Raw genomic sequence first — 24,904 nt, 5'->3', positions numbered from 1 at the left:
TCTACCGCCTACGCGCGTAGAACTCCCGTCTTCTTTCAGACCTCCCTGGTGTGCGGCACCGGGCCGCCGTTCTCCGCCCGGACCGTCGTCGCCGTGGCACGGAGTGCAGGACGATGCGTAACAGTGACCGCACGGCAGGGTTCCGTACACCTGGGCTTCTGACAGTGTTGAGCTATGCCACAGCAAGCGACGCCCGTACGTGGCGCCCGACTTGGCCGGGCCCTCGGGGCCGAATCGACATCCGTGAGCGGTGTGGTGCTGCTGCTCCCCGGGGGCGAGGAGAACTCCACACGCCGCACCTCACCGCTGGCCCTCGCGACGGTCCGCGCGCTCGGCCGGTCCCTGGTCAAGGCCGGCAAGGACGAAGGCCTGGTGGCGCACGTGGTGCGGCACGGCGAGCGCGGCTGGAACGGCCCCGACGCCCGCCCCGCCAAGGACGCGACCTGGGCGGCGGACGAGGTGGTGCGGCGGTACGGCGACGTGCCGGTCTGCCTGGCCGGTATCGGCATGGGCGGGCGTGCGGCGCTCCACTCCGGGGGGCACGTGGCCGTCAACTCGGTTCTCGCGCTCGCCCCTTGGCTGCCCGAGGACGACATGGCCGCCGAACCCGAACCGGTGAAACAGCTCGGCGGCCGCCGCGTTCTGGTCGTGCACGGGACGAACGACGAGCGGACCGACCCGGAACTGTCGTTCCGTTTCACCGAGCGGGTGAAGAAGACCAATCGGGACGCCTGCCGGTTCGAGGTGCACTCGGACGGGCACGCGCTGCATCAGCACCGGCACGAAGTCTTCGCGCTGGCCGCGGACTTCGTCATCGGCTCGCTGTACGACCGGTCCTTCGCGCGACCCCTGGCGGACGCCTTCGCCGCTCCTCCACCGCTCGGGCTGCGAATGCCGCTCGCCTCGGGGTTCGGGCGGTCGCTGCGGCGCTGAGGGCGGAAGCGCTGCGGTGCCGAGGGGGAGGGCGGCAGGTACCGAACCGCTCGGAGCCGCAGGTGTCGAACCGCTCAGCGGCGCCCGGAGAACAGCGTCAGCAAGCGGGCGACCTCGGCGGCCATCGCCTGCCGTCCACGGCTCACATAGCGCCTGGGATCGACGATGCCCGGACCGGTGTCGAGGACGGTGCGCACGGCTCCGGTGAAGACCGCGTTGAGATGCGTCGAGATATTGATCTTCCGGATGCCCGCAGCGGCCGCCGCCGCCAGCATCGCATCGTCCGCGCCGGAGGAACCGTGCAGGACGAGCGGGACGGGTACGGCGGCGCGCAGGGCGTCGACCAGTCCGAGGTCGATACGGGCACTGCGTTCGGTCATGTGGTGACTGGTGCCCACGGCGACGGCGAGGGCGTCCACTCCGGTCTCCGCCACGAAGCGGGCCGCCTCGTGCGGGTCGGTGCGGACCCCCGGGGCGTGCGCACCGTTCTTGCCGCCGATCTCGCCGAGTTCCGCTTCGACGAAAACACCCTGCCGCCGGCAGCGACGGGCGATCTCGCGGGTACGGGCGACGTTCTCGTGCCACGGCAGATGGGCACCGTCGTACATCACGGAGGTGAAGCCGAGGGCGACGGCGTCGTCGACGAGTTCGGGCCGGACGGCGTGGTCGAGGTGCAGGACAGCGGGCACGGCCGCACTCGCGATGGCGGTGCGGGCCGCCGCGGCGAGCGGGGCCAGGGCGCCGTGATGGGCGACGGCGTTCTCGCTGATCTGCACGATGACGGGCAGCCGGGCCTGTTCGGCTCCGGCCAGGACTGCTTCCAACTGCTCGATGAGGGCGATGTTGAAGGCGCCGACCGCGCCCTTCCCGGTCGGGAGCAGTTCGTACGGGCTGGTCAAAGGCATGGTGCACTTTCGGGTGCGAGGATCGGTGGTCGGGCTCGGACGGGTGAGCGGTCGCAGGCGTCCGCCGTGCGGGCCCGGCCTGCGCGGTCGACGCCGCCCCGCACGGGGCGGCGGCCGGTCAGGTGAGGACCACCGATCGGGTCAGGTGGGCGGGCCGGTCGGGGTCGCGTCCCGCGGCCTCGCTCAGGCGTACCGCGAGGCGTTGGGCGAGGACGAGCTCGGCGAGCGGGTGCCACTGCGGCCGGCGAAGTCGAGCCCCGGTGGCCTCGATCTGCTCGGCCAACGCCGAGGGCAGGGGGGACAGGCTCCACACCGACCGCCCGGGGCCCGCCACGGCGATGGGGCCGTGGCGGTACTCCATCACCGCATACGACTCGGTCCAATGGGCGGCCGCTTCCCGTACCTTCAGCGCTGCCTCGTGAGCCAGGCCGGTGTGCCAGTCCGCGCCGAGGAAGGTGATCTGCTGTGCCGTCACCAGGTCGGGGAACAACTCCAGCGGGGTATCCAGCGCACGGGGTACGTCGGCCAGCGCCTGGTCGAGGTCCTGCCCCAAGTGGGCCATGAGCAGCACGAGTTGGGTCGTCGGATAGCGGGTCTGGACGACGGACTGCTCGTCGGCCCAGTCGAGACCGACCACATCGTGGGCCGCTCGGGCCGCGGGCGAGTCGGGCACGGCCGTGATGGTGGTGACGCGGGCGGCCGGCCGGGCCGCCTCGATCGCGCTGAGGATCTCGGTCGTGGTGCCCGAACGGGTCAGGGCGAGGATCCGGTCGTAGGGGCGGTGCAGCGGGGCCGCCGAGGCGGCGAACGCGTCGGTCGGCCCCTGTCCGGTGGCCTCGCGCAGCTGTGCGTAGGCCTGGGCCATGAACAGGGAGGTGCCACAGCCGATGACGGCGACCCGCTCCCCCTTGGCGGGCAGCGCCGGGAGGTGTTCGGGCAGTTCACCTAGCGCCCGCTGCCAGCTCTGCGGCTGCGTGGCGATCTCCTGGCTCGTCCGCGGCAGAGCGGCGTGCTGCCGGACGGCGGCGTTCTGCGGCACGGGGTCGTGCGGAGGCGTGGTGTCGTGCGGGGGCGTGGTGTCGTGCTTGGGCATGGTGGTGTTCGCGGCTTTCCGTGAGGGCGTGTACGAGCTGCGTCGGGAGGGTGGGCTCGTCGGTCAGCTGCCCAGCAGTGCGCGCAGGCCCGGCTGGAGTCGCTCGCCGTGGGCCTGAACCATGTCGTCGCACAGCTGCCAGATGCGCTCGACGGGCAGGGCTGCGGCGGTGGCCGGGTCGATCATGGCCGCGTGCCTGATGTGGCGTGGCGCGTCCTCGACGGCGGCGCGGACCACCAGGTCGTTCATGCTGAGGTAGGTACGGTTGAGCGCGGCCAACTGGGGCGGCAGGGCTCCGACGCGGGTGGGCCGGATGCCCGAGTCGTCGACCAGGCACGGCACTTCGACCACGCCGTGTGCGGGCAGGTTGTCGATCAGGCCGCGGTTGGGGACATTGCCGTAGACGGTGCGTGGAGTGCCGGTCACGGTGCTGTGGATGATCTGCGGGGCGTATTCCATGGTGCCCTCGACCGCCAGGGCCTCCCCCGCGGCCAGGGCCTGCCGCGTGTGCCGGTACTCCGCGGCGTTCTCCTCGACGATGCCGAGGTAGGCGCCGATCGGCAGCCGCAGTCGCTCGACCTCGCTGTCGTGGTGCAGATACCAGGGCACGTACTCGCTGGAGTGCTCGCTGGTCTCCGTCGGGTAGTACCCGAGGCGCCGGTACATGTCCACGCGCACCCGGCGCCGCAACTGCTCGTCGGACGCGATCAGTTCATCCAGTGCGGAGTACAGGTCGCGGCCCTGGTGCTCGAAGCGGAGCACCCACGCCTGGTGGTTGACGCCCGCGGCCCGGTAGGTGATCTCCTCGTACGGAACGTTCACCAGCTTGGCCAGGTCCCGCATCGTCCAGTACACGGAGTGGCACAGGCCCACGACCTTGGTGAGGCCGGTGGCCGCGGTGAGGTACTGGACGTTCATGGCCATGGGGTTGGTGTAGTTGAGCAGCCAGGCGTCCGGGCAGACCTCGCTCATGTCGCGGCCGAGGTCGCGCAGGAACGGGAACGTGCGCAGGGCGCGGAAGATGCCGCCGACGCCGAGCGTGTCCCCGATCGTCTGCCTCAGCCCGTAGCGGGCGGGCACCTCGAAGTCGGTACGGGTGGCGTCGTCCATGCCGATCTGCACGATGTTGATGACGAAGTCGGCTCCGGCCAGCGCCGCGCGACGCTCGGCGTGCGCGGTGATCGTCGCGTGTTCCGCCCCGCGCCGCTGGGCGATGTAGGTCGCCGCCGCCTGTGCGGTGCCCAGGCGTTCGGGATCGATGTCGTGCAGGGCGATGTGGGCGCCGGTCAGCTCGGCGAAGGCGAACAGGTCGGCGAGCAGGCCCTGGGTGAAGACGACGCTGCCTGCCCCCATGAAGGCGATCTTGGGGTGGGTCATGAGGTGGGTGCTCCGGTACGGGTGGTGTGGGCGAGGGCTTGGTTCCAGGTGGGCTGGGCGGCCGTGCCGCCGTGTGCCCGGGTGGACAGGGCGCCGCAGGTGACGGCGAACTGCAGGGCTTCGTGAGGGGGTTGGCCGGCCAGGGTGGCGGCGATGAAGCCGGCGTCGAAGCTGTCGCCGGCCCCGACGGTGTCCCGGGGCGTGACGGGCAGGCCGGGAACGCTCAGCAGCTGCCGGCCGTCGTGGCACAGCGCGCCGTCCGCCCCGTTCTTGACCACGGCCAACGGGCCGCGTGCAGCGAGCAGTTCGGCCGCCTGTGCGGGGGTTTGTGCGCGCGGTCCGGCCAACTGGCGGGCTTCCGCGGCGTTGGGCAGCAGGATGTCGGTGTGGGAGAGGACGCCGTCGAGTCCGGTCCATGCGCCGGCAGGGTCGTCCTGGGTGTCAAGGGACGTGGTCGCGCCGTGCTCGCGAGCGGTCCGCAGCAGCTGCGGGAGGTCGGCCGCGAGCCGTGGTTGCAGGAAGTACGAGGCGCTGTGCACATGCCGGGTCGTCGCGAGCAGGTCGTCGGGGACGTCCGAGCCGCTGGTCGCGGTGAGGGTGCCGGGCGAGGTGAGGACGGCGCGGTCGTCTTCCTGGGTGAGGACGACGGTCAGCGGGGTGGGCAGCGCCGGGTCGATGTGCAGGGCGCGGGTGTCGATGCCGTGGCCGGCCAGGGTGGTGCGGATGTAGTGCCCGGCATCGTCGTTGCCGACACGGCCCGCGAAGGCCACCTCCAGCCCGAGCCGTGCGGCTCCGCAGGCCATGATCGCGGCGGAGCCGCCGAGGGTGAGTGCGCCGGCCTCGACGAGTTGTTCGCGCTGGCCGAAGGCGAGTGGCGCGGTCAAGGGGCCCAGAATCACGTCGGGGTTGGCGTCGCCGATGACGAGCAGGTCGTACCGGTGGGGCATCACATGTCCTCGAGGTCGTACGGGAAGGCGTGGAGCCGGCCGGGAGGGAAGGCCGCGGGCGGGCGTGTGCGGAGCGCCGGTGGGGCCCTCAGCCCTTGAGGCCGGTGGCGGTGAGGGACCGTATGAAGGTCTTCTGCGCGGCGAGGAACGCGAGCATCACCGGCAGCACGGTGATCACGTTGCCCGCCATCACCGCGGACCAGCGGGTGTGGTGGGTTCCTTGGAAGGTGGTCAGCCCCAGTTGCAGCGTGTACTGGGTGTCGTGGTTGATCGCGATCAGCGGCCAGGTCAGGTCGTTCCAGGTGGTCAGGAATGTCAGCACGGCGACGGTGGCGAGCGCGGGTCGGGCCAGCGGGAGCACGATCGCCCACAGCACCCGCAGCCGGGAGCAGCCGTCGATCCACGCGGCCTCCTCCAACTCCCGTGGCAGGGAGAGGAAGAACTGCCGCAGCAGGAACACCGCGAACGGCGTCACCAGGGACGGCACGATGAGCGCGCCGAGCGTGTCGATGAGGCCGAGATTCTTCATGACCAGGAACGTGGGGATCATGGTCAGCTGGAACGGCACCGCCATGGTCGCCAGCATCAGCACCAGGAGCACCCGCGAACCGCCGAACCGCATCCGGGCGAAGGCGTAGCCGCCGAGCGCGCCGAACACGAGATTCGAGGCGACCGCGACCGCCGAGACGATCATCGAGTTGAGCAGCCAGCGCGGGAACATGCCGTTGCCGAGCACGTAGCGGTAGCCGCTGAGGTCGATGCCGGAGGGCACCAGTGCGGGCGGGAACCGGTTGAACTGGGCGTCGCTCATCACCGAACTGGCCAGCAGCCACAGCAGCGGCAGTGCGAACAGCCCGGCGAGCGGTGCGAGGAACAGATGCGAGGCGTTGAAGGGCAGGCGCAGGCCACGGCGGCCGGTTGCGGCCGAGGCCGCGGCCGTGTGCTGGTGGCCGGTCTCGGGCGGGGTGGTGGTCGTGGTCATGAGGCGGCCGCTTCCGTACGGGGGCGGCGCTCGCGGCCGCGGACGACGCGCAGGAGCACGGCCGGCACGAGCAGCGCCAGAGCGAGGACGTATGCGGCGGCGGCGCCGTATCCGGCGGTGAAGTTCTTGAACGCCTGCTCCCAGATGAAGTAGACGATCACCGTGGTGGAGCCGAGCGGCCCGCCCTTGGTGGTCACGTACACCAGGTCGAAGGCCTGCAGTGCCTGGACGGTCTGCCACAGCAGCAGGAAGACGCTGACGGGTACGAGGGTGGGCAGGGTGACGTGGCGCAGGATGTGCCGGCGTTCGGCTCCGTCCAGGCGTGCGGCCTCGATCAGTTCCTTCGGTACGTCCTGCAGCGCGGCCAGGTAGACGACGGTGCACAGGCCGGTGCCGCTCCACAGGGAGATGGCCACCAGCACGTACAGCGCCTGCGACGGGTCGGTGAGGAAGCCCTGCGCCGAGACGCCGAGGCGGTGCAGCAGGGAGTTGGCGGCGCCGAACTCGGGGTCGAGGACGAAGGAGAACAGCACGCCCTGGGCCGTGGCGGAGACGACGAACGGCACGAAGAACAGCGTGCGGTACAGGCCGACGAAGCGTATGCGCTGGTTCAGGGCCAGGGCGAGCGCCAGGCCCGCAGCGATGCTCAGCGGAACGTACAGAAAGGTGTAGATCAGCGTGTTCTGCACGGCCTCGTGGAAGTGCGGATCCTGCGCCAGGGCACGGTAGTTGTCCATGCCGACCCAGCGGCTGGGCGTGACGAGGTCGCTGGCGCGGAAGGACAGCAGCAGCGACCACAGGACCGGGACGACACTCAGGCCGAGGATGACCACGACGGCCGGTGAGACGAACGCCCAGGCAGTGGCGGCCTCACCGCGGCGGCGTCGGCGCAGGGAACGGGCGGTGGACCGGGTGGTGGACCGGGCGGGCGGCACCGTCAGCGGTGCGGGGAGTCGGGGCATGTCAGGCCCTCAACGCGGGATCAGCAGAGCGGCGTTGGCGTCTTCGGCGCAGGCGCGGATGGCCGCTCGGGGGCTCGCACGGTCGAGCAGCACGGAGACGATCGCCTGGCCCAGGGCCAGCGAGATGCTCGGATAGGCGGGGTGGACGGGGCGCACCCGCGCAGAGGCCAGGGCTTCGGTGAACACGGACAGCCCTCGCGTACGGGTCGCGTGTTCGCGCCACGCCGGGCTGTCCTCGCTGCCCCGGCTCAGCGGCAGGCTGCCCGCCTCCACGTCCCAACGGCTGTCCTGGGCGGGGCTGGTGAGCCAGCTGACGAAGGTGCGGGCCGCCCGGGCGCGGTGCTCACCGTTGTCGAACACCGTCCAGGTGTCGGGCCCCGAGATCGTCACGGGATCGCCGTCGAAGGTGGGCAGCGGTACCACGTGGTAATCGAGCTTCGCCTGCAGGATGTCCGGCAGTTGCCAGGGGCCGGTCGGCACCATGGCCATCCGCCCGGACAGGAACACCTTGTACATCTGCTCGCCGGCCGGTTTCGGGTCGACGTAGACGCTCTTGTCGCGCACCAGGCCGCGGAGGACTTCCAGCGCCCGTACGCCCTCCTGCGTGAAGCCGATGTGCTTGCCGTCCTCGGCGATCACCTCGCCGCCCAGCCCCCAGATCAGGGGCCACAGACGCCATACCGTGTCCTCGTCACCGGCCGCGGGCCATCCGGTCCCGAACCGGCCCTCGCCCGCGTCGGTCAGCCGGCGGGCGAGGTCGGTGAAGTCGTCCCAGCTCCAGCCGGGCTCGGGCAGTTCGACACCGGCCCGGGCGAAGACCTTCTTGTTGCAGACCATGGCCAGGCAGTCGACGACGGCAGGCATCGCCCGGACCTGGCCGTTGATGGTGACCGCGGCGCGGGCGGAGGGCCAGTAACTGGCCCACGGGGTGCGTCGGGCACGAACGTACGACGTCAGGTCGACGACCTTCGGGCTGCGCGCGACGCTGGCGAGGTCCGAACCGAAGACGAACGCCACGTCCGGGTACGCACCCGAGGCGAGCGCCGCGGTCGCCTTCTGCAGCATGGCGTCCGCCAGGACACCGCCGCCCAGATCGACGCGGATGTCCGGGTGGGTGCGGTGGAACGCGGCGACCAGGCTCTTGACGACCTTCAGGGCCGTGTCGGTCTGCCCGTGCCAGACCTGGATGGTGACGGTCCCGTCCGCCGCCACCCCGTCGGCCGCTCCCCCGGCGCACCCGGACACCGCTCCCCCGGCTGCCGCGCCCGCCGCGGCACGCAGCACGCTGCGGCGGGCGGGCGCCCCGGGCCCACGGGGTACTGCAGTCATCACTACCTCCACGAGGAAATGCGCAACGGACGAAGTACGACGGTGCGGCCGAGGACCCGGGCGCAGCGCCCCGTTCGAGGGGAGCGTCCGCGGCGGCGGTCAGCAGGTCTCGCGGAGGTATCCGCTGCTTCCCTCCGGCGATACGTCGACGTCCCGGCGGACGATGCTCAGCTCGTCGCCCCACGTCGTGCAGGCCGTGCGCAGCCCGTCGGCGGAGTACTCGACGACGACCACGTTGTCGCCGTACTCGGCGGTGAAGTCATCGCACTCGTCGTTGGCGCCGCACTCCTCGACGACCGCGAAGTCCAGTCCCGTCTCCTTGCCCACGTCGGCCAGTTCGGCGGTGTTCTTCTGGGCGATCGCCAGGCCTCGGTCGTGCGCACGGCCGGACAGCAGGGAGGCAAAGGCCTTGGCCTGGTCCGCTGTCAGGAACTCGGGGAAGCGCGTGAACGTGTCGTAGTTGTCCGGCTCGATGGCCTGGAATCCCTTGTCCGCGCACGAGTTGATCCACTCGCCCACCTTGGCGGCGATCCGCCGGCGCTTGTCCGCGGTGCGGATGTCGAGCACCGCCTCGCCCCAGTCCCCGTCGTAGACCACGTCCCCGTTGCCGTCCCGCAGGAGCAGGTCGTCGTCCCACTCGCCCTCCGCGCCGGGCTGGGCCTGGAAGGCGTTGATGTAGCAGATGTTGTACTGGCCGGACGCCGGTGCGGCACCGTGGTCCCGGCTGACGACCTGCACCCCTGACGGCGGGCTGTACGCGCCGCCGATCTGGTAGTCGAAGCCGACGTGCGAGGGCGGCAGGGTGACCGCGTCCGTTCCGGCCGAGGCTGCCGCGGGCGCGAGAAGGCAGGTCGCTGCGGCCAGGGCGACGGTCGCGGTCGTACACCTGCGCAGCACACGAGTGAGGCTCATCGCAGAGCTCCAGATGTGGAGGGTACGTCCCCGCCTCGGACACGGAAGGCCCTGGCGACTCAGTCCGGGCTCATGGCGAAGGCCAACTACCGGCTGGGCGTACCTCTGCGCCGACGGCTCGGCGTCGACGTGTCAGGGAGTAAAGCGAGCGCTCTCGGACATGTCAAGGGATCGGACTTGCCTGAGATATGCGCGACCCGCGCAGAACCGAGCGCGGTTTCTGCTCACTCGGTGATCGCGGCGGCGGTACGCGGTTACGCTCGCCGCATGCTGAGAAACGACCGCCACGTGCGCATACTCGAGCACGTCGCCGCGCACGGCAGCGCGGACGTGAGCCGCCTCGCCCTGCTGCTCGGCGTCTCACAGGCCACCGTGCGCCGGGACTTGAGGCAGCTCAGCGAGCGACGCCTGCTCGAGCGCACACACGGCGGCGCGGTACTCGGCGGGCTGGGCATCGAACTGCCGCTGCAGCACCGCGTCGACCAGCGCTCGCCACAGAAGCAGGCCATCGCACGGGCAGCGGCCGACCTCGTCCCGGCCGGCGCCGTGGTCGGCCTGACCGGCGGGAGCACCACCAGCGAGGTCGCCCGGCTGCTGGCCGACCGCGGGCCCGTCACGATCGTCACCAACGCCGTGAACATCGCCGCCGCTCTCGTCCTGCACCCGCACGTCACGCTGATCGTGATCGGTGGAACCGCACACAAGGAGAGCTACGAACTCATCGGCCCCATCGCCGAGAAGACCCTGGCCGACCACCACACCGACATCGCCTTCCTCGGCGTGGACGGCATCGGCGCGGCGCACGGCTGCACCACCCACGACCAGTTGGAAGCCGCCACCGACCGTGCGTTCGTACAGCACACCGGCAGGACGGTCGTGGTCGCCGACCACTCGAAACTCGGCCGGGCGACGTTCGCCAAGATCTGCCCCGCGACCGCCGTACACACCCTGGTCACCGACGACGGCGGCCCCGCGGCCGAACTGGACGCCATCGCCGCGGCCGGGGTAGGGATCACCGTGGCGTGAGACACCCGCCCCGCCCGATGCTCCGGGCCGCACATGCCGAACAGGCGCTCACGCGCTCAGGCACTCAGGCACTCAGGCACTCAGGCACTGAGACGCTGAGGATCAACACCACCTGTGCGCAACGGACTTGAACGGCGAGCGGGCGGGAGGTGCCGTACTCCGTCAGGCCAGCAGATGACCGCGCCGGGAGAGCAGGAAGCGTTTGAAGGCGGCGACCGGTGGGGTGTCCGGGTGGCCGTCGAGCCATGCCACCCCGATCTCGCGGACCGCGCGCGGCGCCGTGACCGCCAGCTCCACCACGCCCGGCCGGGCGAAGGCGGGCGGGGGCAGCAGGGCCACCCCGAGGTCCGCGGCGACCAGGCCGCGCAGCGTCTCGGTCTCCTCACCCTCGAAGGCGATCCGCGGCCGGAAGCCGGCCTGGGCGCAGAGGTCGTCGGTGATGCGGCGCAGGCCGTAGCCCGGTTCGAGGGTCACGAAGGTTTCGTCGGCGGCCTCCGCGAGACGGATGCGCCTGCGGCCGGCCAGCCGGTGGTCGGCCGGTACGACCAGACGCAGCCGCTGTTCGTCGAGGCGCCGTGCGACCAGGTCCGGGGCGTCCGGCACGGGTGAGGTGAGGCAGAGGTCGAGGGCGCCCGACCGCAGTCGTTCGATCATCCACTCGCCGTAGTTCTGCACCAGCGTGAAGCGCACCCGGGGGTGGTCGGCGCGGAAGGCGCGGATGAGCGCCGGCACGGTCTCCGAGCCCATGGTGTGCAGAAAGCCGAAGGCGACCTTGCCCGCTGCCGGGTCGGCGTCGGCGCGTACCTCCTCGGCGGCCCGTTCGACCTCGGCGAGCGCGCGCTCCACCGAGGCCTGGAAGGTGCGGCCCGCCGGAGTGAGCGAGACGGTGCGGCCGTGGCGGGCGAACAGGTCGACGCCCAGGTCCTGTTCGAGCCGGACCAGGGCGCGGGAGAGGGTGGACTGCGGGACGTTCATCTCGTGCGCGGCCCGGGTGACGTGCTCGGTGCGGGCGACGGCGGCGAAGTACGCGAGGCGGGGTGCGAGCAGCGCGGCCCAGTCCTCCGGTTCCAGTCCGGCCGATGTTCCGTCGGCCGGCCAGTCCGCGGGACCGCCGGCGCCGCGGTCGGTGGCCCGGGCGGGCCTGGCGGAAGACGAAGGAATGTCGCTTGCGTAACTGTTCTGCGACACGCGCCGCTCTGATCTGCTCTCATGCACCATGGCATCGATTATCGGCAGTTCATGCATTGGACGCATTAGTGGGGCGGTCCTACCTTCGACGTATGCCTCCTGCCAGTAGCGGGGCGTCCGTCATCCACGCGGGCGCCCGCACCTCGTCCCCCTCCGAACCCCTCACCTCCGCCGCCGCGGCACCGCCCGCCGACACCCGGATCGCGCCCGGCGGCCCCGGCTACCGCCGGATGAGCTTCGCGCTGTTCGCCGCCGGTCTCGCGACGTTCGCGCTGCTCTACTCGACGCAGGCCCTCCTGCCCGCCGTCTCCGCCGACTTCGGCGTGAGCGCCGGCACTGCGAGTTGGACGGTGTCCGCGGCGACCGGGGCACTGGCGCTCTGCGTCCTGCCGCTCAGCGCGCTCTCCGAGCGCTTCGGGCGGCGCACCGTGATGACCGTGTCCCTCACCGTCGCGGTCGTGGTCGGCCTGCTCGTCCCGTTCGCGCCGAACCTCGGCTGGCTCGTGGCCCTCAGGGCCGTACAGGGCGCGGCGCTCGCCGGTCTCCCGGCGTCCGCGATGGCGTACCTGGCGGAAGAGGTACGGCCGAAGGCCCTGGTCGCCGCGATCGGCCTGTTCGTGGCGGGCAACAGCATCGGCGGCATGAGCGGCCGGGTGCTGACCGGCTGGGTGGCGCAGGCCTGGGGCTGGCGCGCGGCGCTCGCCGCGGTCGGTCTGATGGCGGTCGTCTGCGCCGTGGTGTTCCGTGTGATGCTGCCCAAGCCCCGGCATTTCAAGGCCGGTTCGCTGCGTCCGCGGGTGCTGCTCGGCACCGTGCGCGAGCACCTCTCGAACCCGCTGCTCCGCCGGCTCTACGCGATCGGCGCGCTGTTCATGGTCGTGTTCGGCGCGGTGTACACCGTGATCGGCTACCGGCTCGTCGAGGAACCGTTCTCGCTCCCGCAGGGCATCGTCGGCTCGATCTTCCTGGTGTACCTGGTCGGCACGGTGTCGTCCGCGGCGGCGGGCCGGCTCGTCGGGAAGCTCGGACGGCGCGGGGCGCTGTACCTGGGTGTGGGCACCACGGCCGCGGGTCTGCTGCTCTCGCTCGGTGACTCCCTGGTGAGCGTGCTCGCGGGTCTGGTGCTGATCACGGCGGGCTTCTTCGCGGGGCACTCGGTGGCGTCGTCCTCGGTCAGCGGTACGGCGAAGACCGGGCGCGCGCAGGCCTCTGCGCTCTACCAGTCCGCGTACTACGTGGGCAGCAGTGCGGGCGGCACGCTCGGCGCGGTGGCCTTCCACGCGACGGGCTGGTCCGGCACGGTGCTGCTCGGCCTGCTGGCCGTCGTGGGCGTCGCCGGCATCACGCTGCTCGGGACGCGCGCGGCGCGGGTCGAGCGGCGGCGAGCCGCCCCGGTGGCCGCCACGGGCTGAACCGCCGGCCGCGGTCGCCGTCCGTCACCGGTGGTCACCGTCGGATGCGGAAATCTGCCTGATCCATAGGTATGCGGGCGGGCCCGCGCGGTGCCCGGCACCGCGCTCGGGCCCGCCCGTCTCCCGTACGCGGAACCGCCCCGCACATGACGTGTCCCGGTCGCCGAAAGCGTTCGGACATGCGGCTTCCCGCATCCCCATGTCAAGACGTACGCACGGGATTTGCCGCCTCGGGAGCGAGTGTCAGTGCGCTGCTGTAGCTTCCGAAGTGTCGGTGTCGGAGGGCTTTACAGAGGCGGACCCCATGACTGATGCAGCGGCGGCACAGAAGGTCGGCAAGGACGACCTGGAGGCGAGCCTGGAGAAGTACCGCACGGAGCTGACCGGGTACAGCTACCGGATGCTGGGCTCCAGCTTCGAGGCCGAGGACGCGGTGCAGGACGCGTTCGTCCGGGCCTGGCGGTCGTACGACAAGTTCGAGGGGCGCTCGTCGCTGCGCTCCTGGCTCTACCGCATCACGACGAACGTCTGCCTGGACATGCTGAACGCGGGCAACAAGCGCGCACTGCCCATGGACCTCACCGAGCGCAGCCACCAGTCGACGGCGGTACTGAACCCCCAGCCGGAGATCACCTGGCTCGAGCCCGTCCCGGACAGCCGCATCCTGCCGTCCACCGCCGACCCCGCGGAGACCGCCGTCGCACGGGAGTCGGTGCGACTGGCCTTCGTGGCCGCCCTGCAGCACCTGCCGCCCAAGCAGCGCGCGGTCCTGATCCTGCGCGAGGTCCTGGCCTGGCGGGCCCATGAGGTCGCCGAGCTCCTGGACACCTCGGTCGCGTCGGTGAACAGCGCACTGCAGCGCGCCCGCGCCACCCTCTCCGAGTCCCCGGTCAAGGACACCGATCCGGCCGACCCGCTCGACGAGGAGCAGAAGGACCTGCTCAACCGCTACATGGCGGCGTTCCAGGGGTACGACATGCAGGCCATGGCCGCCGTGCTGCACGACGACGCGATCATGACGATGCCCCCGTTCGACCTGTGGCTCAAGGGCCACGACGACATCCTGGCCTTCCTGGTCAACCAGGGCGCGGGCTGCCGCGGCTCCAAGCTGCTGCCGACCTTCGCCAACGGCACCCCGGCCTTCGCGCACTACAAGCCGGACCCGGACAACGCCGACCGGATGGCGCCCTGGGCCCTGCAGATCATCGAGACCTCAGGCGGCCGGATCACCGGGTTCCACTGCTTCCTCGACACGAAGCGGTGGTTCCCGCTCTTCGGGTTCCCGGAGTACCTCGGTCAGGCCGACGAGGCCCAGTAGCTCCGCCAGGCGGGGGTCGGGGTCACGGATGCGCATCCCGGCCCCCGCTCTGCGTGCGGTCAGGCGCAGGCGGGCGAGCGCCTCGACGGCGGCCAGATCGGGCGCGACGAGACCCCCGGCGTCACAGACGACCTCGGTGGCACCGGTGGACGCCAAGCCGGCTATGAGCTGCTCGCACAGCTGGGGGACCTCGTCCCGGGCGACCCGGGCGCCGAGGCCCACTACGAGCGGTTCGGATGCCTTCACACAGGGGAGACCGGCGGGCCGCCGCGAACTCATCGGCAGGTGGGCAGCCTTCACGGGACGCGCACGAGGCCGCCGTCAATCCTTGACCTCGGCGGCGGCACGGGGGGCCGTAACTCCCGGTGTGCGGGGCCGGGTTCCGGCAGGTCCCGATGATCCCGGCGGGCCGGGCCGCCGGGATCCGGTGCGGCTCAGGAGATGCGGTCGAGGATGATCCGGCGCGGTGTGTGCGCGAGCGCGGCCTCGTCGGGTGCCGCGATGTCGTAGGACTCGGTGAGCGCCTCGACGGCCTGCTCGAAGCGTTCCGGAGTGTCGGTGTGCAGGGTCAGCAGCGGCTGGCCCGCGGTCACGTGGTCGCCGGGCTTGGCATGCAGTTCGACGCCCGCTGCAGCCTGCACCGGGTCCTCCTTGCGGGCCCGGCCCGCGCCGAGCCGCCAGGCGGCGACGCCGACGTCGTACGCGTCGAGGCGGGTCAGTACCCCGGTGGCGGGGGCCTTGACGATGTACTGCTCGCGGGAGTGCGGCAGCTCGGCGTCCGGGTCGCCGCCCTGGGCAGCGATCATGCGGCGCCAGACGTCCATGGCGGAGCCGTCGGCGAGCGCCTTGGCCGGGTCGGCGTCGGACAGGCCCGCCGCGTCGAGCATCTCGCGGGCCAGGGCGAGGGTCAGTTCGACGACGTCGTCCGGGCCGCCGCCCGCGAGGACCTCGACGGACTCGCGGACCTCGAGGGCGTTGCCCGCGGTGAGGCCGAGCGGGGTGGCCATGTCGGTGAGCAGGGCGACGGTTCCGACACCGTGGTCATTGCCCAACTCGACCATGGTGGAGGCGAGTTCGCGGGCGTCCTCGACGGTCTTCATGAAGGCGCCGGAGCCGGCCTTCACGTCCAGGACCAGCGAGCCCGTACCCTCGGCGATCTTCTTCGACATGATCGACGAGGCGATCAGCGGGATCGACTCGACGGTGCCGGTGACGTCGCGCAGCGCGTACAGCTTCTTGTCGGCGGGGGCGAGTCCGTCGCCCGCGGCGCAGATCACGGCGCCGGTGGAGTCGAGTACGTCGAGCATCTCCCGGTTGGAGAGCAGCGCGCGCCAGCCGGGGATGGACTCCAGCTTGTCCAGGGTGCCGCCGGTGTGGCCGAGGCCGCGGCCGCTGAGCTGCGGTACGGCGGCGCCGCAGGCCGCTACGAGCGGGGCGAGCGGGAGGGTGATCTTGTCGCCGACGCCGCCGGTGGAGTGCTTGTCCGCGGTGGGGCGGGTGAGGGAGGAGAAGTCCATCCGCTCACCGGAGTTGATCATCGCTGCGGTCCAGCGGGCGATTTCGCCGCGGGTCATGCCGTTGAGGAGGATCGCCATGGCCAGGGCCGACATCTGCTCGTCGGCGATGTCGCCTCGGGTGTACGCGTCGATGACCCAGTCGATCTGAGGGGCCGTGAGCTCCTTGGCGTCTCGCTTGGTGCGGATTGCGTCGATGACGTTCATGGGGTTCTCGGGTCCCTCCATCGTGCGGGTGGGTGGGGGCTGGGGTTCGGACGCGGCCACCTGACCGCCCCTTCCCCGAAGTCCTGCCGGACGGGGCTCGGGAAAAGATGTCCTCGAGCGCCGGACGGGCTCAACGGGGCCGGGCGGGCTGAGAGGGATCGAGGTGTCCGGGGCCGAAGGGCTGCGGGAGCATGGCCGAGAGGGGCAGGATGCCCTCGGGGGTCTCCAACTGCAGCTCCGGGCCGCCGAATTCGTACAGGAGCTGGCGGCAGCGGCCGCAGGGGACCAAGGTCTCGCCGCTGCCGTCGACGCAGGTGAAGTGGGTCAGGCGGCCGCCGCCGCCGAGCTGCAGCGCGGAGACCAGACCGCATTCGGCGCACAGGCCGATGCCGTACGAGGCGTTCTCCACATTGCAGCCGGCGACGATCCGGCCGTCGTCCACCAGGGCCGCGGCGCCGACCGGGTAGCCCGAATAGGGCACGTAGGCGCGGGACATGGCGTCCCGGGCGGCGGTGCGCAGGGCTTCCCAGTCGACGTCCGTCATGCTCCCTGGCCCTTTCGGTACGGTTTGCCGTTCGCCCTGGGCATCCGCAGCCGTTGCGCGGACAGCGAGAGCACGAGCAGCGTCACCACGTACGGCGTGGCGGTGACGACCTGGGTCGGCACCTCGTTGGTGGTCTGGTACCAGACGAACATCAGGGCCGAGACGACCACGGTGATGATCGCGGGGACGTACCTCTTGCGGACGAGCAGCCAGATCGCCCCGATCAGCAGCAGGATCGCGGTGAGCAGCAGCAGCGCGTGCACGTTCTCCGTACCGCCGCGCAGCTTGAGGCTGTCGGTGTAGCCGAACAGGCCCGCGCCCAGGGCGAGTCCGCCCGGCATCCAGTTACCGAAGATCATCGCCGCGAGGCCGATGTAGCCGCGCCCGCCGGTCTGGCCCTCCAGATAGAAGGGGTTGGCGACGATCGAAAGGAACGCGCCGCCGAGGCCGGCCAGTCCACCGGAGATGATCACGGCCAGGTACTTGTACTTGTAGACGTTCACACCGAGCGACTCGGCCGCGACCGGGTTCTCGCCGCAGGAGCGCAGCCGCAGACCGAACGACGTGCGCCACAGGATCCACCAGCTGATCGGCACCAGGGCGAGCGCGATCAGGGTCAGCGGCGACATCTTGGTGACCAGACCGCCGAGCAGGCCCGCCAGGTCGGAGACGAGGAACCAGCCCTTGTCGTTGAGATCCGCGAGGCCGTCGGACAACCCCGGCACCGAGAACGACCCGAGCGACTCGACCGGCGGCGACTGCTTGGAGGTGCCCTGCGGGACGCCCTCGAAGGCGAAGGCCGAGGCGTACCGGGTGGCGCCGAGCGCGAGGATGTTGATCGCGACACCGGAGATGATGTGGTTCACGTTGAACGTGACGGTGACGACCGCGTGCAGCAGACCGCCGAGCGCACCTCCGATGATACCCATCAGGACACCCGTCCAGGGGCCCCACTGATAGCCGGCCCAGGCGCCGAACCAGGTGCCGAGGACCAGCATGCCCTCGAGCCCGATGTTGATGACGCCCGCGCGCTCGGCCCACAGACCGCCGAGGCCCGCGAGGCCGATCGGCACGGCGAGCTTCAGCGCGGTGGACATCTGGCTGGTGTTGGTGATGCCGTCCGCGCCCGTGATCAGGCGGACGATCGAGGTCAGCACGAGCACACCGGCGATGATCAGCAGCACCACCGGGAGACTGAGCCTGCGGCGACCGGGTGCCGGTGCCGCCGAGGGCTTGGAGAGGATCGTGGCGCTCATCGGGCCGCCACCTCCTTCTCGGTGTCGTTGTTGCCGGGATTGCCACCGGATCCGGCGGCCGCGAGTTCCTCGCCGACGCGGCGCTGTTGGGCGCGGAGCCGCCAGCGGCGTACCGCCTCGTAGCTGACGACCACGGCGATCACGATGAGGCCCTGCATGATGACCGCGATCTCGGTGTCGTAGCCGACGTAGTCGAGCTCCGCGGAGGCGTTGTCCAGCCAGGAGATGAGCAGCGCCGCGAAGGCGATGCCGACCGGGTTGTTGCGGCCGAGGAGCGCGATGGTGATGCAGGTGAAGCCGAGCGAGGTCGGGAACGACAGGCTGTACGTGTGGGTGTCGCCCATCAGGATCGGCATGCCCGCGAGGCCCGCGACCGCGCCGGAGATCAGCATCGCGGTGAGCACCATGCGCTTGGCGTCCACACCGCTGGCCGCGGCCGCCGACTCGGAGGCGCCGGTGGCCCGCAGGTCGAAGCCGAAGCGGGTGCGGTTGAGAATCACCCAGTACGCGATGCCGAGGGCGATGGCGACGAAGACGAAGCCGTACAGCTCACCGGCCGCGCCCATGTCGAGGCCGGGGAACCAGCCGGACTCGGACATCTCGCCGGTCGTCTTGTTGTTGCCGACCTGGACGCCGAAGACGGACGGCAGGGTGAAGTAGCCGATCACCGAGGTGGCGATGGAGTTCAGCATGATCGTCGAGACGACCTCGCTGACGCCCCGGGTGACCTTGAGGATGCCCGCGATGCCGGCCCAGAAGGCGCCGGTCAGCATGGCGACGATGATCAGCATCGGCAGCTGGAGCGCGGCCGGCAGCGCGACGTTGGCGCCGACCACCGCGGTGACCATGGCGGCGAGGCGGTACTGGCCCTCCACACCGATGTTGAAGAGGTTCATCCGGAAGCCGACGGCCACCGCGAGACCGCCGATGTAGTACCCGGCGGCGTCGTTGAGGATCAGTACCTGGATGTCGGAGAAGGTGGCCTGCTCGAACATCACCGAGTACGGCTCGAACGGGTTCTTGCCCGAGACGAGCAGCACCACCGAGGTCAGCGCCACGGCGGCGACGAGGGCGATCGCCGGTCCGGCCGCCGCGAAGGCGATCCGTTCGCCGACCCTGTCGTACTTCTTCATCAGGCACCTTCCTTGCCCGGAGCGTCCGGTGCAGTGTCGCCGGTCTCGTCGGCGACGAGGTGCCCGGACGCGGCACCCGTCATGGCCGAACCCAGCTCCTCCGGGGTGATGGAACCGGGATCGGCGTCCGCTACGAGCTTGCCGCGGTAGATCACCCGGAGTGTGTCGGACAGGCCGATCAACTCGTCGAGGTCGGCGGAGATGAGCAGGACGCCGAGGCCCTCACGCCGGGCCTCGCGGATCTGGTCCCAGATCTGCGCCTGGGCGCCGACGTCGACGCCGCGGGTCGGGTGCGCGGCGATCAGGAAGCGCGGCTTGTGGGTCATCTCGCGGCCGACGATCAGCTTCTGCTGATTGCCGCCGGACAGCGAGGCGGCCGGCACGTCGATGCCCGGGGTACGCACGTCGTACTCCTCGACGATGCGCCGGGTGTCGTCCTGTGCGGCGGACGGGTCGAGCCAGATGCCGTGCTTGCCACGGGTGTTGGGCTTCTCGGTGACATGGCCCAGGATGCGGTTCTCCCACAGCGGGGCCTCGAGGAGCAGGCCGTGGCGGTGGCGGTCCTCGGGGATGTAACCGATGCCCTGCTCGCGGCGGCGGCGGGTGGCCCAGACGGTGATGTCCTCGCCGGCCAGGCGGATGACACCGGACGATGCCTTGTCGAGTCCGATCAGTGCGTCGATCAGCTCGGTCTGTCCGTTGCCCTCGACGCCCGCGAGGCCGAGGATCTCGCCCTCGTGGATGGTGAACGAGATGTCGTCCAGTACCGGGCGGCCGCCGTCCGCGGTGAGCTTGAGCTCCTCCACCTGGATCACCGGACGGTCGGTGACGGTGGACTCGGCGGTCTCCGGCGTGGGCAGCTCGCTGCCGACCATCAGTTCGGCGAGGCGGCGCGTGGTCGTCTCGGCGGGTTCGACGGTGCCGACCGTGGTGCCGCGCCGGATGACCGTGATGTGGTCGGCGACCGAGAGAACCTCGCCCAGCTTGTGCGAGATGAAGATGACGCTGAGGCCCTCGGCCTTGAGCTCGCGCAGGTTGTCGAAGAGCGCGTCGACCTCCTGCGGGACGAGCACGGCGGTCGGCTCGTCCAGGATCAGCGTGGTGGCGCCGCGGTAGAGGACCTTGAGGATCTCCACGCGCTGGCGGTCGGCCACGCCCAGGTTCTCCACCAGGGCGTCGGGGCGCACCCCGAGGCCGTAGCGCTCGGAGATCTCGATGATGCGGCGACGGGCCCTGGTGCCGATGCCCGCGAGCTTCTCGCTGCCCAGGACGACGTTCTCCAGGACGGTGAGGTTGTCGGCCAGCATGAAGTGCTGGTGCACCATGCCGATGCCGCGCTCGATGGCGTCGGCGGGGCTGGAGAAGGTCACCTGCGTGCCGTCGACCGTGATGGTGCCCTCGTCCGGCTTCTGCATGCCGTAGAGGATCTTCATCAGGGTGGACTTGCCGGCGCCGTTCTCCCCCACGAGGGCGTGCACGGTGCCCTTGTGGACACTCAGGTGAATGTCGTGGTTGGCGACGACGCCGGGGAAGCGCTTGGTGATGCCCGCGAGCTCCACGGCGGGAGCGGCACTGCCACTCGGCGGGCTGCTGGACGTGACGATGGCACACTCTCCTGGGGAAAGGGGGGCCACCTGTCCTTTGGGGTGCCCCTAGTGCGAACGGTCGACTGTCGTCGTCGAACGGGGCACGGCGAGCAACTCTCCCCGTACCCCGCTGCGAGCGTGTTTCCCTGCTGTTACGGCTTCTCCTGCACCTTGATGCTGCCGCCGATGATGCCTTCCTCGGCCTTCTTCACAGCTTCCTGGATTTTCTTGTCGTTCGCGTACTCGGGGTTCGAGTCGGAGAGCGCGACCTCGCCGGACTTCAGGTCGCCGCGCAGCACGCCGGTGGCCGGCTTGCCGTCCTGGACCGACTTGGCGAGGTTGAAGACGGCCTTGGACACGTCCTTGGTCGCCGAGGTGAGGATGTACTTCTTGTACGCGGCCAGCGGCTTCTGCTCGTACTGGTCCGAGTCCACCCCGATGGCCCACTTCTTGGCCTTGGCGGCGGCCTCGATCGTGCCCTGACCGGAGAGGCCGGCCGCGTGGTAGACGACGTCGGCGCCCTTCTCGAGCTGCGCCTCGGCGGCGGCCTTGCCCTTGTCGGGGCTGGTGAAGCCGCCCTCGTCCGCGGTCTCCGTGAGGTACTGGCGCTCGACCTTGATCTTCGGGTCGGTGTCCTTCGCGCCCTGCGCGAAGCCGGCCTCGAACTTGTGGATCAGCGGTACGTCCACGCCGCCGACGAAGCCGACGTGCCGGGTCTTGGAGGCCTTCGCGGCGGCGACGCCCGCGAGGTACGAGGCCTCCTGCTCGCTGAAGACCAGGTCGGCGACGTTCTTGGCCTTGATGGTGGAGTCGTCGACGATGCCGAAGGTGGTGTCCGGGAACTTGGCCGCGGCCTCCTTGACGGCGGGCGCGTAGGCGTAGCCCACGCCGACGACCGGGTTGTAGCCCTGCTTGGCCATCGAGGTCAGCCGCTGGACCTTGTCGGCGTCGGACTCGCCGTCCTTGGGCTCCACGTCGTTGCCCTCGTAGCCGAATTCCTTCTCGGCCTTCTGCATGCCGGCGAACGCGGCGTCGTTGAAGGACTGGTCGCCCTGGCCGCCGACGTCGTAGGCGATGGCGATGCCCTTGGACTTGCCGTCACCGTCGGCGGACGACGACTCGTTGGACGTACCGCCACAGGCGGAAACAGTGAGGGCGAGGGCGGCGGTCGCCGCACCTGCGACCGCTGCTCGGGAAACCCGGCGCATGTGTAGTGCTCCTTATACGACTGCGCCGACACGGACCGATTCGACGCGGATTCGGCTGCGTCGGGCAAATGGGGGGCCGACGCTGGCTCCGCCGCAGAGTAACGCGCGTAGACCTGGAGGTGAAAGGGGGGTGGAAAACCCGTTATCGGGCTGTGCCAATGCGCTGCGCTGTGCTGGGGGTTCGGCGGTCCGGCACCGCGGGGCCCGGCCTGCGTGGCCGCTCTCAGCCGGCCCGGCACCCTCAGCCCGCCCGGCGATCGAGGGCATCTTTTAGCCCGTCCGGCGATTGAGGACGAGGGGCTTCAGGCCGGTGCCTGGACCTCGCGCGCCGCTGTGGGCTTCGGGGCGCTGCCCCGGACCCCGCTCCTCAATCGCCGGAGGGGCTTGAATGTGGCGCCTACGGCTTGGTGACGACCTTGATCTTGCCGGCGATGATGTCCTTCTTCGCGGCCTCGACCGCGTCCGTCAGGCCCGCGACCTGTGCGTACTTCGGGTTCGTGTCCGTGACACCGACGCCGTCCTCCTCGAGGGAGAACCGCTGCTCACCGGTGAGCGGCTTGCCGTCCTCGACCGACTTCGCGAGCGAGAACACCGCGCCGCCCACGTCCTTCGTGGCCGAGGTGAGGATGTAGTCCTTGTAGCCGGCCAGCGCCTTCTGCTTGTACTGGTCGGAGTCGACGCCGATCGCCCACTTCTTCGCCTTGGCGGCGGCCTCGATCACGCCCTGGCCGGACAGACCCGCGGCCTGGTAGATGACGTCCGCACCCTTCTCCAACTGCGCCTCTGCGGCCGCCTTGCCCTTGTCGGGGCTGGAGAAGCCGCCCTCCTCGGCGGTCTCGGTGAGGTACTGCGTGATGACCTTGGTCTTCGGGTCGGTGTCCTTCACGCCCTGCGCGAAGCCGGCCTCGAACTTGTGGATCAGCGGTACGTCCACGCCGCCCACGAAGCCGACGGTCTTCGACTTGCTCGCCTTCGCCGCGGCGACTCCGGCGAGGTACGAGCCCTGCTCCTCGTTGAAGACGAGGGACGCGACGTTCTTCGCCTTGACCGTGGAGTCGTCGACGATGCCGAAGGTGGTGTCCGGGTGGGCCGCGGCCGCCTCCTTGGTGGCGTTGGCGTAGATGAAGCCGATGCCGACGACCGGGTCGTAACCCTGCTTGGCCAGCTGCTTGAGCCGCTGGACCTTGTCCGCGTCGGACTCGCCGTCCTTGGGCTCGACCGCGGTGCCCTTGTAGCCGAACTCGTCCTGGGCCTGCTTGAGGCCGGCGGCCGCGGCGTCGTTGAACGACTGGTCGCCCTCGCCGCCGATGTCGTACGCGATGGCCATGCCCTTGGCCTTCTTGTCGCCGTCGGAATCGCTGCCGGAGCCGGAGCTGGTCTCGCCGCAGGCGGTGGCGGCCAGGGCCAGCAGTGCGACGGAGGCCGCGGCTCGAGTGAACCTCTTCTTGGGACGCATCAGTGCACTCCTTCTCAACACCCCCTGGCCCTCGCCAAGTTCGGCGCACTGTAACGCGCGTAGAAATCGGCTGGAACGTGACTCGGGGTTCCGTTATCGAACCGTGGTTCGTGGACCTCCGTGCTTGCATCATGCGTCGTCTCGCGAAGGGTCACCACCTGGGGCGGGAGGCGGTCACGGCCCCGGGCCACGGCGCCGCGAGGTCCCGGGCACCGGCCGGAAGGATCTCGTCCTCAGTCGCCGGGCAGGCCGAGGGGGCCGCCGGACTGGCCGGCGGTGGAAGACCCGTCAAGGAGCGCCGCCGCCGTGAAGAGTTCCACGCCCACCGTGATCGACTCCTCGTCCGCGTCGAAGTCGCCGCGGTGGAGGTCTCGGCGGGAGGTGTCGCCGGGCGGGCGGACGCCGAGGCGGGCCATGGAGCCGGGGACGTGTTCGAGGTACCAGGAGAAATCCTCGCCGCCGAGGCTCTGCTCGGTGTCCTCGACCGTGTGGGCGCCGCGGCGCAGGGCCATCGCGTCGCGCAGCAGGTCGGTGACGGCCGGGTCGTTGACGACCGGCGGGACGCCGCGGATGTAGTTGATCTCGGACTTGGCGCGGTGCAGGTCGGCGATCTCCTGGATCGCGCCGTGCACCAGGTCGGGGGCCTGCCGCCAGGCGTCCAGGTCCAGGCAGCGGACCGTACCGGAGAGTTCGGCATGCTGCGGGATGACGTTGCAGGCGTGGCCGGACTCGATCCGGCCCCAGGTCACGGCGAGGCCGGAGCGGGCGTCGATACGGCGGGCGACCACTGCTGGTACGTCGGTGACCACCTTGGAGGCGGCCGTGACCAGGTCGGTGGTCAGGTGCGGGCGCGCGGTGTGGCCGCCGGGTCCGTCGAGCGAGACCTCGAGGCGGTCGCAGGCCGAGGTGATGGGGCCGTGCCGCAGGCCGATCCGTCCGGCGTCGACCTTCGGGTCGCAGTGCAGGCCGATGATCCGGCCCACGCCGTCGAGCGCGCCGGACTCGATGGCCTCGGAGGCTCCGCCGGGCAGTACCTCCTCCGCCGGCTGGAAGATCAGCCGCACCGGCTGCGGCAGCCGGCCCGCGGTGTGCAGCGCGGCGAGGACGAGTCCCGCGCCCAGTACGACGGTGGTGTGCACGTCGTGGCCGCAGGCGTGCGCACGGTCCGGCACGGTGGAGCGATAGGGCACGTCGGTCTTGGTGTCCGGGATGGGCAGTGCGTCGATGTCGGCGCGGATCGCCAGCATCGGACGGGAGCCGTCCGGATCGCCGATGTCGCACAGGAGGCCGGTACCGGTGTCGAGTACGCGTGGGGCGAGGCCGGCTCGCTCGAGCCGCTCCTTGATCGCCGCGGTGGTACGGAACTCCTGGTTCCCGAGCTCGGGGTGCATGTGCAAGTCACGGCGGAAGGCGATGAGTTCGGCACGCAGGCCGTCCGGGAGCGCTCCGGGGAGATCTGCTCCGGCTGCGGACTCGGCTTCCGAGGGGTCGGACTCGCGGGACATCAGTTGGTTCACCCTGTGAAGGGTAGGCCGAGGCAGGGGTCGACCGACCCACGATCAACAAAACTTCAGCCGGATTGGCGTAAGAAAGTGGGCTCGGCTGTGCATGGGCGT

General features: G+C 70.7%; 22 protein-coding genes. 4 read left to right on the top strand and 18 right to left on the bottom strand.

The window, feature by feature from the left end; genetic code table 11:
* The first annotated feature begins 174 nt into the window (after nt 1-174).
* A complete protein-coding gene (locus DSC45_RS02085) occupies nt 175-933 on the top strand; it encodes an alpha/beta hydrolase (protein ID WP_119286427.1) in 759 nt (252 codons plus the stop codon).
* 74 nt (nt 934-1,007) lie between these two features.
* On the opposite strand, the gene DSC45_RS02080 is transcribed toward DSC45_RS02085, so the two are convergent.
* The 8 genes from DSC45_RS02080 to DSC45_RS02045 form a co-directional block, all read right to left on the bottom strand.
* The gene (locus tag DSC45_RS02080; protein ID WP_119286426.1) at nt 1,008-1,838 is read right to left on the bottom strand and encodes a class II fructose-bisphosphate aldolase; all 831 of its coding nucleotides are present in this window, start codon (nt 1,836-1,838) and stop codon (nt 1,008-1,010) included.
* A 118-nt stretch (nt 1,839-1,956) separates the two neighbouring features.
* Entirely contained in the window at nt 1,957-2,931 is a 975-nt protein-coding gene (locus tag DSC45_RS02075; RefSeq protein WP_119286424.1) for an SIS domain-containing protein, read from the bottom strand.
* A gap of 63 nt (nt 2,932-2,994) precedes the next feature.
* Nucleotides 2,995-4,308: an alpha-glucosidase/alpha-galactosidase gene (locus tag DSC45_RS02070; RefSeq protein ID WP_119286422.1), complete on the bottom strand. Its 1,314-nt coding sequence runs from the start codon at nt 4,306-4,308 to the stop codon at nt 2,995-2,997.
* Complete coding sequence (locus tag DSC45_RS02065; protein ID WP_119286420.1) at nt 4,305-5,255, bottom strand: carbohydrate kinase family protein; 951 nt, start codon at nt 5,253-5,255, stop codon at nt 4,305-4,307. Before DSC45_RS02065 ends, DSC45_RS02070 begins: the two co-directional genes overlap by 4 nt.
* Nucleotides 5,256-5,343: 88 nt before the next feature.
* Nucleotides 5,344-6,237, bottom strand: coding sequence for a carbohydrate ABC transporter permease (locus tag DSC45_RS02060; RefSeq protein WP_119286418.1), 894 nt, complete (start codon nt 6,235-6,237; stop codon nt 5,344-5,346).
* Nucleotides 6,234-7,199: a carbohydrate ABC transporter permease gene (locus DSC45_RS02055; protein ID WP_119286417.1), complete on the bottom strand. Its 966-nt coding sequence runs from the start codon at nt 7,197-7,199 to the stop codon at nt 6,234-6,236. Before DSC45_RS02055 ends, DSC45_RS02060 begins: the two co-directional genes overlap by 4 nt.
* Nucleotides 7,200-7,208: 9 nt before the next feature.
* Nucleotides 7,209-8,528, bottom strand: coding sequence for an ABC transporter substrate-binding protein (locus DSC45_RS02050; RefSeq protein WP_119286415.1), 1,320 nt, complete (start codon nt 8,526-8,528; stop codon nt 7,209-7,211).
* A gap of 99 nt (nt 8,529-8,627) precedes the next feature.
* Complete coding sequence (locus DSC45_RS02045) at nt 8,628-9,440, bottom strand: endo alpha-1,4 polygalactosaminidase (RefSeq protein ID WP_119286413.1); 813 nt, start codon at nt 9,438-9,440, stop codon at nt 8,628-8,630.
* A 267-nt stretch (nt 9,441-9,707) separates the two neighbouring features.
* Between DSC45_RS02045 and DSC45_RS02040 the strand changes: the two genes are divergently transcribed.
* On the top strand, nt 9,708-10,466 hold the full coding sequence (locus DSC45_RS02040; RefSeq protein WP_119286832.1) for a DeoR/GlpR family DNA-binding transcription regulator: 759 nt from the start codon (nt 9,708-9,710) through the stop codon (nt 10,464-10,466).
* Nucleotides 10,467-10,628: 162 nt separating this feature from the next.
* Here the strand turns inward: DSC45_RS02040 and DSC45_RS02035 are convergent, their stop codons facing one another.
* The gene (locus DSC45_RS02035; protein ID WP_119286830.1) at nt 10,629-11,513 is read right to left on the bottom strand and encodes a LysR substrate-binding domain-containing protein; all 885 of its coding nucleotides are present in this window, start codon (nt 11,511-11,513) and stop codon (nt 10,629-10,631) included.
* Between the two features lie 233 nt (nt 11,514-11,746).
* Here DSC45_RS02035 and DSC45_RS02030 point away from each other — a divergent pair, with 233 nt between their 5' ends.
* Nucleotides 11,747-13,066 carry an MFS transporter gene (locus tag DSC45_RS02030; RefSeq protein ID WP_119286412.1) on the top strand — a complete coding sequence of 440 codons (1,320 nt, stop codon included), beginning with the start codon at nt 11,747-11,749 and terminating at the stop codon, nt 13,064-13,066.
* Between the two features lie 304 nt (nt 13,067-13,370).
* The gene (locus tag DSC45_RS02025) at nt 13,371-14,384 is read left to right on the top strand and encodes a sigma-70 family RNA polymerase sigma factor (RefSeq protein ID WP_119286410.1); all 1,014 of its coding nucleotides are present in this window, start codon (nt 13,371-13,373) and stop codon (nt 14,382-14,384) included.
* Here the strand turns inward: DSC45_RS02025 and DSC45_RS02020 are convergent.
* From DSC45_RS02020 to DSC45_RS01980, 9 genes are all read right to left on the bottom strand, one after another.
* Entirely contained in the window at nt 14,280-14,663 is a 384-nt protein-coding gene (locus DSC45_RS02020; protein WP_119286828.1) for an STAS domain-containing protein, read from the bottom strand. The genes DSC45_RS02025 and DSC45_RS02020 overlap by 105 nt on opposite strands.
* Nucleotides 14,664-14,818: 155 nt before the next feature.
* Nucleotides 14,819-16,105 carry a thymidine phosphorylase gene (locus tag DSC45_RS02015; RefSeq protein WP_119286408.1) on the bottom strand — a complete coding sequence of 429 codons (1,287 nt, stop codon included), beginning with the start codon at nt 16,103-16,105 and terminating at the stop codon, nt 14,819-14,821.
* Between the two features lie 130 nt (nt 16,106-16,235).
* Complete coding sequence (locus DSC45_RS02010) at nt 16,236-16,649, bottom strand: cytidine deaminase (RefSeq protein WP_119286406.1); 414 nt, start codon at nt 16,647-16,649, stop codon at nt 16,236-16,238.
* Nucleotides 16,646-17,905, bottom strand: a complete 1,260-nt coding sequence (locus DSC45_RS02005) for an ABC transporter permease (RefSeq protein ID WP_119286404.1) — start codon at nt 17,903-17,905, stop codon at nt 16,646-16,648. The genes DSC45_RS02010 and DSC45_RS02005 overlap by 4 nt, the downstream gene beginning before the upstream one ends.
* Complete coding sequence (locus DSC45_RS02000) at nt 17,902-19,038, bottom strand: ABC transporter permease (RefSeq protein ID WP_119286403.1); 1,137 nt, start codon at nt 19,036-19,038, stop codon at nt 17,902-17,904. The genes DSC45_RS02005 and DSC45_RS02000 overlap by 4 nt, the downstream gene beginning before the upstream one ends.
* Nucleotides 19,038-20,642: an ABC transporter ATP-binding protein gene (locus tag DSC45_RS01995; RefSeq protein ID WP_119286826.1), complete on the bottom strand. Its 1,605-nt coding sequence runs from the start codon at nt 20,640-20,642 to the stop codon at nt 19,038-19,040. The genes DSC45_RS02000 and DSC45_RS01995 overlap by 1 nt, the downstream gene beginning before the upstream one ends.
* A 134-nt stretch (nt 20,643-20,776) precedes the next feature.
* Nucleotides 20,777-21,832, bottom strand: a complete 1,056-nt coding sequence (locus DSC45_RS01990; protein ID WP_119286401.1) for a BMP family lipoprotein — start codon at nt 21,830-21,832, stop codon at nt 20,777-20,779.
* Nucleotides 21,833-22,229: 397 nt separating this feature from the next.
* Nucleotides 22,230-23,288, bottom strand: coding sequence for a BMP family lipoprotein (locus DSC45_RS01985; RefSeq protein WP_119286399.1), 1,059 nt, complete (start codon nt 23,286-23,288; stop codon nt 22,230-22,232).
* Nucleotides 23,289-23,521: 233 nt separating this feature from the next.
* Entirely contained in the window at nt 23,522-24,793 is a 1,272-nt protein-coding gene (locus DSC45_RS01980) for a M20 family metallopeptidase (protein WP_119286397.1), read from the bottom strand.
* Nucleotides 24,794-24,904 lie beyond the last annotated feature (111 nt).

Origin of the sequence: Streptomyces sp. YIM 130001 (assembly GCF_003574445.1) — a bacterium.
Classification (GTDB): Bacteria; Actinomycetota; Actinomycetes; order Streptomycetales; family Streptomycetaceae; genus Streptomyces.
Note: the sequence above shows the minus strand (reverse complement) of the source record. Positions and strands in the feature narration are given on the sequence as shown.

Bases quoted from the DNA above. Each gene is read 5' to 3' on its own strand.
- DSC45_RS02085 (WP_119286427.1), top strand. From the start codon at position 175: ATGCCACAGCAAGCGACGCCCGTACGTGGCGCCCGACTTGGCCGGGCC.
- DSC45_RS02080 (WP_119286426.1), bottom strand. From the start codon at position 1,838: ATGCCTTTGACCAGCCCGTACGAACTGCTCCCGACCGGGAAGGGCGCG.
- DSC45_RS02075 (WP_119286424.1), bottom strand. From the start codon at position 2,931: ATGCCCAAGCACGACACCACGCCCCCGCACGACACCACGCCTCCGCAC.
- DSC45_RS02070 (WP_119286422.1), bottom strand. From the start codon at position 4,308: ATGACCCACCCCAAGATCGCCTTCATGGGGGCAGGCAGCGTCGTCTTC.
- DSC45_RS02065 (WP_119286420.1), bottom strand. From the start codon at position 5,255: ATGCCCCACCGGTACGACCTGCTCGTCATCGGCGACGCCAACCCCGAC.
- DSC45_RS02060 (WP_119286418.1), bottom strand. From the start codon at position 6,237: ATGACCACGACCACCACCCCGCCCGAGACCGGCCACCAGCACACGGCC.
- DSC45_RS02055 (WP_119286417.1), bottom strand. From the start codon at position 7,199: ATGCCCCGACTCCCCGCACCGCTGACGGTGCCGCCCGCCCGGTCCACC.
- DSC45_RS02050 (WP_119286415.1), bottom strand. From the start codon at position 8,528: ATGACTGCAGTACCCCGTGGGCCCGGGGCGCCCGCCCGCCGCAGCGTG.
- DSC45_RS02045 (WP_119286413.1), bottom strand. From the start codon at position 9,440: ATGAGCCTCACTCGTGTGCTGCGCAGGTGTACGACCGCGACCGTCGCC.
- DSC45_RS02040 (WP_119286832.1), top strand. From the start codon at position 9,708: ATGCTGAGAAACGACCGCCACGTGCGCATACTCGAGCACGTCGCCGCG.
- DSC45_RS02030 (WP_119286412.1), top strand. From the start codon at position 11,747: ATGCCTCCTGCCAGTAGCGGGGCGTCCGTCATCCACGCGGGCGCCCGC.
- DSC45_RS02025 (WP_119286410.1), top strand. From the start codon at position 13,371: ATGACTGATGCAGCGGCGGCACAGAAGGTCGGCAAGGACGACCTGGAG.
- DSC45_RS02020 (WP_119286828.1), bottom strand. From the start codon at position 14,663: ATGAGTTCGCGGCGGCCCGCCGGTCTCCCCTGTGTGAAGGCATCCGAA.
- DSC45_RS02015 (WP_119286408.1), bottom strand. From the start codon at position 16,105: ATGAACGTCATCGACGCAATCCGCACCAAGCGAGACGCCAAGGAGCTC.
- DSC45_RS02010 (WP_119286406.1), bottom strand. From the start codon at position 16,649: ATGACGGACGTCGACTGGGAAGCCCTGCGCACCGCCGCCCGGGACGCC.
- DSC45_RS02005 (WP_119286404.1), bottom strand. From the start codon at position 17,905: ATGAGCGCCACGATCCTCTCCAAGCCCTCGGCGGCACCGGCACCCGGT.
- DSC45_RS02000 (WP_119286403.1), bottom strand. From the start codon at position 19,038: ATGAAGAAGTACGACAGGGTCGGCGAACGGATCGCCTTCGCGGCGGCC.
- DSC45_RS01990 (WP_119286401.1), bottom strand. From the start codon at position 21,832: ATGCGCCGGGTTTCCCGAGCAGCGGTCGCAGGTGCGGCGACCGCCGCC.
- DSC45_RS01985 (WP_119286399.1), bottom strand. From the start codon at position 23,288: ATGCGTCCCAAGAAGAGGTTCACTCGAGCCGCGGCCTCCGTCGCACTG.
- DSC45_RS01980 (WP_119286397.1), bottom strand. From the start codon at position 24,793: ATGTCCCGCGAGTCCGACCCCTCGGAAGCCGAGTCCGCAGCCGGAGCA.